At 65.9% G+C, this 10,837-nt stretch carries 7 protein-coding genes and 1 pseudogene; 5 read left to right on the forward strand and 3 right to left on the reverse strand.

Annotated elements, in window-relative coordinates; all coding sequences use genetic code 11:
* Positions 1-516: 516 nt before the first annotated feature.
* Positions 517-2,550 carry an acetate--CoA ligase gene (gene acs, locus J1902_RS18540; protein WP_207617848.1) on the forward strand — a complete coding sequence of 678 codons (2,034 nt, stop codon included), beginning with the start codon at positions 517-519 and terminating at the stop codon, positions 2,548-2,550.
* 80 nt (positions 2,551-2,630) lie between these two features.
* On the opposite strand, the gene J1902_RS18545 is transcribed toward acs, so the two are convergent.
* Complete coding sequence (locus tag J1902_RS18545; protein ID WP_207617849.1) at positions 2,631-5,720, reverse strand: glycoside hydrolase family 2 TIM barrel-domain containing protein; 3,090 nt, start codon at positions 5,718-5,720, stop codon at positions 2,631-2,633.
* A 202-nt stretch (positions 5,721-5,922) separates the two neighbouring features.
* On the opposite strand from J1902_RS18545, the gene J1902_RS18550 reads away from it, so the two are divergent.
* The 4 genes from J1902_RS18550 to J1902_RS18565 are packed head-to-tail and all read left to right on the forward strand — an operon-like array spanning position 5,923 to position 9,943.
* Positions 5,923-7,227 (forward strand): ABC transporter substrate-binding protein, encoded by a 1,305-nt coding sequence (locus J1902_RS18550; protein ID WP_207617850.1) that lies wholly within the window; start codon positions 5,923-5,925, stop codon positions 7,225-7,227.
* 14 nt (positions 7,228-7,241) lie between these two features.
* Entirely contained in the window at positions 7,242-8,210 is a 969-nt protein-coding gene (locus J1902_RS18555; RefSeq protein ID WP_207617851.1) for a carbohydrate ABC transporter permease, read from the forward strand.
* Positions 8,207-9,112 (forward strand): carbohydrate ABC transporter permease, encoded by a 906-nt coding sequence (locus J1902_RS18560; RefSeq protein ID WP_207617852.1) that lies wholly within the window; start codon positions 8,207-8,209, stop codon positions 9,110-9,112. Before J1902_RS18555 ends, J1902_RS18560 begins: the two co-directional genes overlap by 4 nt.
* Before the next feature lie 39 nt (positions 9,113-9,151).
* Positions 9,152-9,943: a DeoR/GlpR family DNA-binding transcription regulator gene (locus tag J1902_RS18565; protein ID WP_207617853.1), complete on the forward strand. Its 792-nt coding sequence runs from the start codon at positions 9,152-9,154 to the stop codon at positions 9,941-9,943.
* 23 nt (positions 9,944-9,966) lie between these two features.
* On the opposite strand, the gene J1902_RS18570 is transcribed toward J1902_RS18565, so the two are convergent.
* Together J1902_RS18570 and J1902_RS19570 are read right to left on the reverse strand one after the other, a co-directional pair.
* The gene (locus J1902_RS18570) at positions 9,967-10,311 is read right to left on the reverse strand and encodes a type II 3-dehydroquinate dehydratase (RefSeq protein WP_207617854.1); all 345 of its coding nucleotides are present in this window, start codon (positions 10,309-10,311) and stop codon (positions 9,967-9,969) included.
* Between the two features lie 194 nt (positions 10,312-10,505).
* A pseudogene (locus J1902_RS19570) lies at positions 10,506-10,736 on the reverse strand (LacI family DNA-binding transcriptional regulator); the annotation flags it as partial.
* Between the last annotated feature and the right edge of the window lie 101 nt (positions 10,737-10,837).

A 10,837-nucleotide genomic window follows, 5' to 3' on the forward strand; every position in this document is an offset into this window, starting at 1 on the left:
GGCCGGTCCGCTTCCAGCTCCCGCTTCGGGTGCCGTTCCGTGCGGATTCGCACCTTTGTTCGGGCCTAGGCTGAGCTGGTTCATGTGTATCTCCTTCGTGCGGCGGCGCCTTACACGGGCTGGTCCGGTGGCTGCCCCGGGCTGTTTCCCGCGGCTGGCCGGTGCCCGGTCGGTGCGTCTCAAGATGTCTTCAGCCTATGCCACGCCCCTGACGGTGTTCCAGCGGATGGACCCCTGATCCTCCATGGGCGAAACCGGCTGCCGGCAATACTTCCGCCGCCGCCGTGGACGTCATGAAACGCATATTTCAGCGCAGCGGCGCCATTCGGCGCTAAAAATCGACCGTTCGCTGGCGGCTTTGTGACAAGGCACACGTAGGACCTCCTTGAAGCGCTAGTGTTTATGGCGGACAGCACTCTGCGGAACTTCCGCGGGACCGCACGACGCCGTGACCCCGGCGGCGGTCCGGCCGGCGGCCTCCGCGCAGCAGAAGATCGATGAATAATGAGGTTCACCATGTCTCAGGACACCACCGGATCCCCGGCGCCCGCTGCAGCCACGTCGGCTGGACACGACCAGGCCCCGCACGTCGAGGCCCTCGAAAACCTTCTCCACGAGGACCGCAAGTTCGCCCCCTCGCAGGAGTTCGCCGCCAACGCTGTGGCGACCGCGGCCGACTACACCGAGGCCGCGGCGGACCGCCCCGCATTCTGGGCCAGGCAGGCCCGCGAACTCCTCACCTGGGACAAGGACTTCACCGACGCCCTTGACTGGTCCAACCCGCCGTTCGCCAAGTGGTTCGTCGGCGGCGAAATCAACGCGGCCTACAACGCGCTGGACCGCCACGTCGAAAACGGTCTTGGCGACCGCGTTGCGATCTACTTCGAGGGCGAGCCCGGCGACACCCGTTCCTACACCTACGCGCAGCTGACCGAAGAGGTCAAGAAGGCCGCCAACGCCTTCGAAGCGCTTGGCGTGGCCAAGGGCGACCGCGTGGCCGTGTACCTGCCCATGATCCCGGAGGCCGTCATCACGATCCTGGCGTGCGCCAGGATCGGCGCCGTGCACTCCGTGGTGTTCGGCGGATTCTCCGCCGACGCCCTGCGCTCACGCATTGATGATGCCGAGGCCAAGCTGGTGGTCACCGCCGACGGCACGTACCGCCGCGGCAAGCCCAGCCCACTCAAGCCCGCCGTCGACGAGGCGTTGTCCAAGGAAGGCCACACCGTCGAAAACGTCGTGGTGGTCAAGCGCAACGGCGAGGCCGTCAACTGGGTCGAGGGACGCGACCTCTGGTGGGACGACACGGTGGAGGCGGCATCCGCCGAGCACACCGCCGTCGGGCATGACTCCGAACACCCGCTGTTCATCCTCTACACCTCCGGCACCACCGGCAAGCCCAAGGGCATCCTCCACACCACCGGGGGCTACCTCACCCAGGGCGCGTACACGCACAAGGCCGTGTTCGATCTCCACCCGGAGACGGACGTGTACTGGTGCACGGCCGACGTCGGCTGGATCACCGGCCACTCCTACGTCGCCTACGCCCCGCTCATCAACGGCGCCACGCAGCTCATGTACGAGGGCACCCCGGACTCCCCGCACCAGGGCCGCTGGTGGGAGCTGATCGAGAAGTACAAGGTCTCCATCCTGTACACCGCCCCCACGGCCATCCGCACCTTCATGAAATGGGGCCGCGAAATCCCGGCCAAGTATGACCTGTCCTCCATCCGCGTGCTCGGTTCGGTGGGCGAACCCATCAACCCCGAGGCCTGGATGTGGTACCGCGAGGTCATCGGCGGCAACGGCGGCGCCAAGGAAAACCCGGCACCGATCGTGGACACCTGGTGGCAGACCGAAACCGGCGCACAGATGATCGCGCCGCTGCCTGGCGTTACCGCCACCAAGCCCGGCTCCGCGCAGGTGCCGCTGCCCGGCATTGCCGTGGATGTGGTGGACGACGCCGGCGCATCCGTGCCCAACGGCGAAGGCGGCTACCTCGTGATCCGCGAACCGTGGCCGGCCATGCTGCGCGGCATCTGGGGCGACCCGGAGCGCTTCAAGGACACCTACTGGTCCCGTTTCGAGGCCATGTACTTCGCCGGCGACGGCGCCAAGAAGGACGAGGACGGCGACGTCTGGCTCCTGGGCCGCGTGGACGATGTCATGAACGTCTCCGGCCACCGCCTCTCGACCACCGAGATCGAATCCGCGCTGGTGTCGCACCCGTCCGTGGCCGAGGCCGCGGTGGTGGGCGCCGCGGATGAAACCACCGGCCAGGCCGTGGTGGCGTTCGTGATCCTGCGCGGGGACGCCGTCAACAAGGGCGAGGAAACCGTCCTGGAACTGCGCAACCACGTGGGCAAGGAAATCGGCCCGATCGCCAAGCCCAAGCAGTTGCTCATCGTCCCGGAACTGCCCAAGACGCGGTCCGGCAAGATCGTCCGCCGCCTGCTCAAGGACATTGCCGAAGGCCGCGAATCCGGCGACGCCTCCACCCTGGCGGATCCGTCGACCATGGTCCAGATCGCGGAGTCGCTGCGCAAGTAAGAGTCGCTGCGCAAGTAGCAGTCAACGCCCGACGGCGCCGCCCCACCTGATGGTGGGGCGGCGCCGTCGGGCGATATCAGCTACAGCACCACCTCGAACACCACCGCGAACTCCGCAGGCCGCACGCCCAGCCAGTACTTCTCCAGCACCCCTGGACCGCAGGCTCCCGTGCCCACACCGTGCATGGCGGTGTCCAGGTACAGGTACGTGTTGCCGTCCGGACGCAGCCCGGGCCGGTGCGTGGCGGCTTCCAGTGCATCCTGGCCGTACGGGCGGACGGTCAGGAAGAACGGTTCCCCGGTCACGCTGAGCCGGGCTTCGCCGACGTCGATTCCGGCCGAGCGGACGCCGGAGCGGGCACCGGATTCCTGCGGACGCACGTAGTCGGCAGCGTCGGGACCGTCCACCGGCATGGAGAACCAGCCCAGCCGGGTTCCCTGGCCGGTATCCGGATAGGCCTGGTGCGGGCCGTTCCCGAACCAGTCCACGTCGCCGGGCCGGCCGCCAAGGACGAGTTCGACGCCGATCCGGGCCCACACGGCCGCCTCTGCGGCCGCGCGGCCTCCACCCGAGCCGCCGGGCCAGTCGCCGTCGGGCACAAGTTCGGTGCGCAGTGCCACCCGCGCACCGTCGCTGGACCAGCGGAACGTCGCGAAGACGCCGAACTGCTTGTCCGCGGCACCGTACCGGACACGGACAATCGCGGCCTCGCCCCCTTCGTCCGACGGCGCCGAGGAAATCCCCAGCAGCCGCGCGTGCATGCGGCCCAGTCCTGCGGCAGCCCACAGCTCCGCCTGGGAGGGGGTGCCGGGACGTTCGAAGTCGTGGCCATGGTCGTTGTCCGTCAGGGCGCGGGCCAGGTTCAGGCGAAGGCCCAGCACCGGAATCCCGCCGAGCCGAACGGGCTGCCCTGTCACCCGATCCAGGACCAGCGGCCCCAGTTCAAGGGAGTCTTCGCCGAGGGCCACCGCGGACGACGCCGGAACGGGCAACAGCCCGCTCAGGTTCAGTGCCGCTTGTCCCCAGGCGAGCTCGTGCCCGGCGTCCGCCCAGGCCGTCTCGGAGGCGAGGACGGCGCTGACGGTGAGCACCGCCGTCGTGCCCGCAGCACGTTCCACCAGGCCCGCGGGCAGCCCAACCACGGCTTCGTCCCCGGGAGCCAGCGGCGGAACGTCCGCCTCACCGGATTCGCGGAGGTCCCCGCCCTGTGCCGATTCAGGCTGTGTGGACCCATGCGGTGCCGATTCAAGCTGTGCAGATTCAAGCCGCCAGCGGAACGTGATCCCCGTGGTGTCCGCGAAGTCGAACATGTTCCGGACAGTGAAGCCGGACCAGTCCTGGGCGACAGTGATGCGCAGCGGTTCGATCACCTTCTTGAAATCCAGCAGCCCGGGCCGCGGGTTCAGATCCGCGTCCACGAGCCCGTCTGTGACGAAGTTGCCGTCGTGCACTTCCTCCCCGAAGTCGCCGCCGTACACGAAAAACTCCCTGCCGTCCGGGCCCTTGCGGGTGATGCCGTGCTCGATCCATTCCCACACGAAACCACCCATGAGCCGCGGGTGGGCCTCGAACAGCTCCTGGTATTCGCTCATCCCGCCGGGGCCGGTGCCCATGGCGTGCACATATTCGCACAACACGAACGGCATGGCCCGCCGCCGCGCGTCCAGGGCCGGGTCCGCCAGGGGCGGCTCGATCCCCTGCCCGATCAGCGCCGTCTCCGACTGGTCCGCGTACATGCGCGAGTAGACGTCCACGTACGGGCAGCTCCAGTCGCCCTCGTAGTGGATAGGCCGCGACGGATCGCGCTCCTTGGTCCATTGCGACATCGCGGCGAGGTTGCTGCCTGTTCCGGCCTCGTTCCCAAGGGACCACATGATGACGCTGGGGTGGTTCTTGTCCCGCTCGACGGTGCGGCGCATCCGGTCCAGCAGCGCCGGCTTCCACTGCGGATCGTCGCTGGGGTTCCGGTTCCAGCCCGAACTGACGAAGCCGTGGGTTTCCAGGTCGCACTCCAGCACCACATAGAAGCCGAGTTCGTCGGCCAGTTCCAGGAACCGGGGGTGAGGCGGGTAGTGCGAGGTGCGGATGGCGTTGATGTTGTGTTGCTTCATAAGCCGGAGTTCGCGTTCGAGCCGCTCATGGGGCACGGCCCGGCCCAGCTTCGGATCGTGCTCATGCCGGTTGACGCCGCGCAGCAGGATGCGACGGCCGTTCACCTTGAACTGGGCATCCTCAATGGCGATGCTCCGGAAGCCGGCGTTCAGCGTGACGGTTTCGCCCGCAGTGCTGACCGTCACCTTATAGAGCCGCGGCGCCTCCGCCGTCCAGGGTTCGACGCCGGGAATCCTCACCTCGGTGCCGGACGCCGTCGTGATCCCCAGTTCCGGAACCTGCACGACGGCGTCAACCGCCTCCCCGGCACGGCTCGCCTCGACCCGCAGCACGCCCTCGCCGGTGCGGTGGTCAAAATCGGCGTGGACGAAGACGTCATCGACGCCTTCAGCCGGACGGGCCTGCAGCGTGACGTCGCGGAAGATGCCCGGCAGCCACCACATGTCTTGGTCCTCGACATAGCTCGCGGCGGAGAACTGGGCCACGCGCACGGCCAGTAGGTTGCGGCCCGGGCGCAGGATCCCGGTCACGTCGAATTCATGGGCCAGCCGGCTCCCACGGGTTGTCCCCAGGCGGGTGCCGTTGAGCCAGACGGTCCCGGCAGAGTCGACGCCGTCGAACCTCAGCAGGGCGGCGGGGAAGAACTCTTCGCCGGCGTCGAACTCCACCAGGAAATCCCCCACCGGGTTGGCGTCCGGTACATAGGGGGGCTCCACCGCGAAAGGGTACTGGACGTTGGTGTACCAGGGCGCGCCGTGGCCGTGCATCGGCCAGCTGGACGGAACGGGGAGATCGGCGAAGCCTTCGGGGATCCCGTACAGCTGCTCGCCGGCGTTCCCGCCCTGCCAATCGTCGTCGGGGGCCTCCCGCGCACCGGCAGAGAGCCGGAATTTCCACGTCCCGTTAAGCAGCCGGAGTGGAGCGTCGCTGCGCAGGAAGGCCCGCGGCGGCAGGCTGCCCTGGGACGGGCCGGGATCGGAGAGCTCGTTGACGTAGTCCTCAGCCAGGCTGAGGTCCGTCTCGGTGTGCTGCCGGGTGGTGGGGGCGTAGTGGGCCAATGAATGCTTCCTCGGAGTCGTATGGCCTGGGCGAGGGCCGCAATGGTGCGCAGCGGCCTTCGCGGGATCAGGGCAAGCCTAACCCCGAACACCACTCTTGGCGATACATTTTGTTGTTTTTAGTTATCTAATGTTCATTTCTGACGCAAAAGGTGTTACTGTGTGACGCATCCCACATGGGGCACTTTTCAAAGGAGAGAACATGCCAGCATCGATTGATCCCTTCGCCCGGCCGGACCGCCGGACCATCCTCAAGTCCCTCGCAATTGGCGCCGCAGGCGTAGCAGGAATCCCCTTGCTCGCGGCGTGCACCGGGGGTACGGGGCCTGGAGGAGGCCCTGCCGCAAGCTCCGGGCTGACCTTCGGTTCCAGCGCCTCGGACGAGGTCCCCAAGAATGCCTACAAGGCCGTGACCGACGCCTTCGAGAAGAAGACCGGCAAGAAGGTTGCCACCAACGTCGTCCCGCACAACGACTTCCAGAACAAGATCAACTCCTACCTGCAGGGCTCCCCGGACGACACCTTCACCTGGTTCGCCGGGTACCGCATGCAGTTCTACGCCGGCAAGGGCCTGCTTGCCCCGATTGACGATGTCTGGGAAAAAATCGGCGGCAACTACTCCGATGCACTGAAGAAGGCCTCCACGGGACCGGACGGCAAGATGTACTTCGTCCCCAACTACAACTACCCCTGGGGCTTCTTCTACCGCAAGAGCCTCTGGGCAGAGAAGGGCTACGAGGTTCCGGCGACCTTCGACGCCCTGAAGACCCTTTCCGCAAAGATGAAGTCGGACGGCCTCATACCGATCGGCTTCGCGGACAAGGATGGCTGGCCGGCCATGGGCACGTTTGACTACATCAACATGCGCCTCAACGGCTACCAGTTCCACGTGGACCTTTGCGCGCACAAGGAATCCTGGGACCAGAAGAAGGTCAGCGATGTCTTCGACACCTGGAAAGCCCTCCTGCCGTTCCAGGATCCGGGTGCACTCGGCCAGACCTGGCAGGACGCCGCCAAGTCCCTCGGTTCCAAGAAGACCGGCATGTACCTGCTGGGCTCGTTCGTGACCCAGCAGTTCACGGATCCAGCTGTGCTCGCCGACATCGACTTCTTCCCGTTCCCGGAAATCGCCGTCGAGGGCCGCGACGCTGTCGAAGCCCCGATCGACGGGCTCCTGCTCTCCAAGAAGGGCGGCCAGAACCAGGCCGCACGCGACTTCATGGCCTTCATGGGCACTGCCGAGGCACAAAACGCCTACGCCTCAGTGGATGCTTCGAACATCCCCACGGCCAAGGGTGCGGACCTTTCGAAGTTCACGCCGTTGAACAAAAAGACCGCGGACGTCATCGCCAACGCGAAGCACATCAGCCAGTTCTTCGACCGCGACGCCCTCCCGGCAATGGCCAACAACGTCATGATCCCCGCCCTGCAGTCGTTCATCAAGGACGGCACCATCGATGTCAAGAACCTCGAAGCGCAGGCCAAGGCGCTGTACGCAGCACAGTAGCAAGGACGCACCCAATGAGCATTACATCCCAACAAACGGCGCGGGCATCCGCGTCCAGGGCCACCGGCGGCCCGCCGCGGACAGGCCGCGGCCGGGTCCGGCGCCTGACCAAGCGGGACAGGATCGTCTTGTCCGTCATGGTCGGCATCCCCACGCTGATCCAGCTGGTCTTCGTCTGGCTGCCCACCGTAATGTCCATCGGGCTGAGCTTCACCCGCTGGAACGGCCTGGACCTCAACGACATCAAGGCCGCGGGCACCGACAACTACCAGTTCATAGCCCAGGACTACCCGCCGTTCTGGCCCGCAATGCAGCACAACCTCCTCTGGCTGGTATTCCTGGCGCTCGTTGCCACACCGTTGGGGCTGCTGCTGGCGGTGCTGCTGGACCAGAACATCCGTGGCAGCAAGATCTACCAGAGCATCTTCTTCGCTCCCGTCATGCTGTCGCTGGCCCTCGTGGGCATCATCTGGCAGTTGTTCTACCAGAGGGACAATGGCCTGCTGAACTTCCTCCTCGGAACCGCGGGCACGCCCCAGGCCGTGGACTGGTTCGGCGATTCCTCGGTGAACATCTGGGCCGCAATGGTCGCGGCCACCTGGCGGCATGCAGGTTACGTCATGCTGCTCTACTTGGCCGGGCTCAAAGGCGTCGACCCCAGCCTGCGCGAGGCCGCCTCGATCGACGGCGCCAACGCCTTCCAGACGTTCTTCAGCGTGGTCTTCCCGGCCCTGCGCCCGGTGAACATCGTGATAGTGGTCATCACCATCATTGAATCCCTCCGTGCGTTCGACGTCGTCTACGTCATCAACCGCGGCACGAACGGCCTGGAGCTCCTGAGCGCCCTGGTCATCCAGAACCTTGTGGGCGAGGGACAGGTGATCGGCGTCGGATCTGCCCTTGCGGTGGTCTTGCTGTTCATCTCGCTGGTCCCGATCGTCTTCTACCTCAGCCGCACCTTCGGCAAGGAGAACAAAGCATGAGCACCACCCTGCAAAAGACGCCGACGGGGGCCGCTGCACGTCCTGGCAGCAAGCCCAAGCGCCACTACGGCACGCATATCTTCCTCAGCGTCATGGCAGTCATGTGGCTGATCCCGTTGGGATGGTCGCTGTACACGGCGCTGCGGCCCGTCGCGGCAACCAATGAGCACGGCTATTTCAGTTTCGCCGGACCGTTCAATTTCGACAACTTCATCCAGGCCTGGAACCAAGGCGGCTTCGCTAAGTACTTCTGGAACTCTGTCATCATCACGGTCCCCGCCGTGATCCTGACGCTGCTGCTCGCCTCGATGATGGCCTTCGCCGTCAGCCGGGTCAGCTGGAAGTTCAACATCACCCTGCTTATCATGTTCACGGCCGGAAACCTCCTGCCTCCGCAGGTTCTGGCTGCGCCTCTGTTCGAGATGATGAAACACTTCGAGGTTCCGTACTCCGTTAGCGACTCCGGCAACATGCTTAACACGTACATAGCGGTGATCGCTGTGGACACGGCCTTCCAGATCGGCTTTTGCACCTTCGTGCTGTCCAACTATATGAAGGCCTTGTCCCCGGACCTGACCGAGGCGGCCCTCGTGGACGGCGCAGGGATCTGGCGGCAGTACTGGGAAATCATCATGCCACTGTGCCGGCCTGCGTTCGCGGCGCTGGGCACCCTGGAAGTCATCTTCATCTACAACGACTTTTTCTGGCCGTTGTTGTTCATCCAGAGCGGAGACCGCCTCCCGATCACCACAGCCATCAACAATCTGCAGGGACAGTTCTTCAACGACTACAACCTTCTCGCGGCTGGTGCGGTCATCACTGTGATCCCCACGCTGATCATCTACCTGGTGCTCCAGCGCCAGTTCGTTGCGGGCCTGACGCTGGGATCCAGCAAGGGATAGGCAATGATTGGTTGTACCCGCAACTCCGAAAGGTGATCCATGCTCCAGGCAGCCCGCCACACCGCCATTGTCGACGCCGTCCAGCGCGAGCGGGTTGTCCGCGTCTCGGATCTGGCACAGGCCCTCGGCGTCTCGGCCATGACGGTGCGCCGGGACATCGAGAGCCTTGAGGACGCCGGCCTGGTGGAGCGCATCCACGGCGGTGCCAAGCTGCCCGGAGACGCCCGCACCCATGAGCCCGGCTTCGAGCTCAAGTCCACGCAGCGCACGGACGAGAAGCATGCCATCGCGGTGGAGGCCGCAAGCCTTGTCCGTGAAGACATGGCGGTCGGGCTCAGCGCAGGAACCACCACCTACGCGCTGGCCAAGGAGCTTGTGGGAGGCCCGCGGATCACTGTGGTGACCAACTCGGTGCGCATCGCCGATGTCTTCCAGGCCGGCTCCTCCATGGGTCCGGGGCGGATGGGCTCCACGGTGATCCTCATCGGCGGCGAACGCACGCCGTCGGACGCCCTCGTGGGGCCGATCGCCACCGGGGCGCTCAAGCAACTGCACCTGGATATCCTGTTCCTTGGCGTCCATGGGATGGACGCCAAGGCAGGGTTCACCACGCCCAACATGCTGGAAGCGGAAACGGACCGCGCGTTCATTGGCGCGGCGCGGAGCGTGGTGGTCCTCGCGGACCACAGCAAATGGGGCACGGTGGGCATCGCCTCGATCGCCGCGCTGGAGGACGCCGACGAACTGATCACCGATGCCAAACTTGGCGAGGAAGCCCGCCGGGTGCTCTCCGAGGGTGTCGGAAAGCTGCGGATCGCGGCGGCAGACTGAGGACCCACAGCGCGGCCAATGCGCTAAACAGTCGCCGCCAGATGGTCGATGGCCAGCTTGAAGCCATGGATGCCGGCACCAATAATCACCGCGGTGGAAACTGAAGACAAGAGGGAGGATCGGAACTCCCCCAGCTGATTCGGGCGGCAGGCAACAACTTCGATGACAGGAGAGCGGACGCCGGCCAGGGCGTCGCGCAACGCCACCGATGAGTGCACAGCTTCTCCTGCGCCAATGACAATCCCGCGCACTGACGCATCAGCGTTTAGGACGGCATGGATAATGCCCGCTTCGTCTGCGGACTGCACACAGTGGGCGGTGAAACCGTGCGCTGCCGCGGAGAAGCCCAGGTATGCCCGGGCGGTCATCACGAAGGAGCCGTGGTCATGCCGCTCCTCGGGTTCCTGCGGGAGTCCGGCAAGAACGAGTATGGTGCCACGCGTGCCCCGAGCAGACCCTCCAAGGGGAGCAGACCCTCCAAGGTGCCGTGATGGCCCGGAACGCCCGCATCCTGCAGGTCCGCCGGATTCCGTCGGGCCGGAAAGGAGTGCCACTGGGCACCCCGCCCGAGGGCCAGTTCGGATGCCGCCGCCGACGGAACATAGCCGAGATCTGCCGCGGCTTCCAGGACTCTCTTCCGGGTCGCGGCCGCGACCCGGAGAACTCCACGCAAGGCCCGCGAAACTGTCGCTGTTGACACCCCGGCTGCTGCCGCAACGTCCCGGATGTCGGCAGCCCGTGGAGGCAGCGCGGGTTCCGTGACCGCCCCGGCTGTGGGACCGGGCGCTACCATGAGTCTGCTCCCTGGCTCTGGTAGCCGAAGGGGTTGTTCTTCTGCCAGCGCCAGTGGTCCTCGCACATCTGGTCCACGGTCTTGGTGGTGGACCAGCCCAG

Source organism: Arthrobacter cavernae, from assembly GCF_017368795.1.
Taxonomy (GTDB): Bacteria; Actinomycetota; Actinomycetes; order Actinomycetales; family Micrococcaceae; genus Arthrobacter; species Arthrobacter cavernae.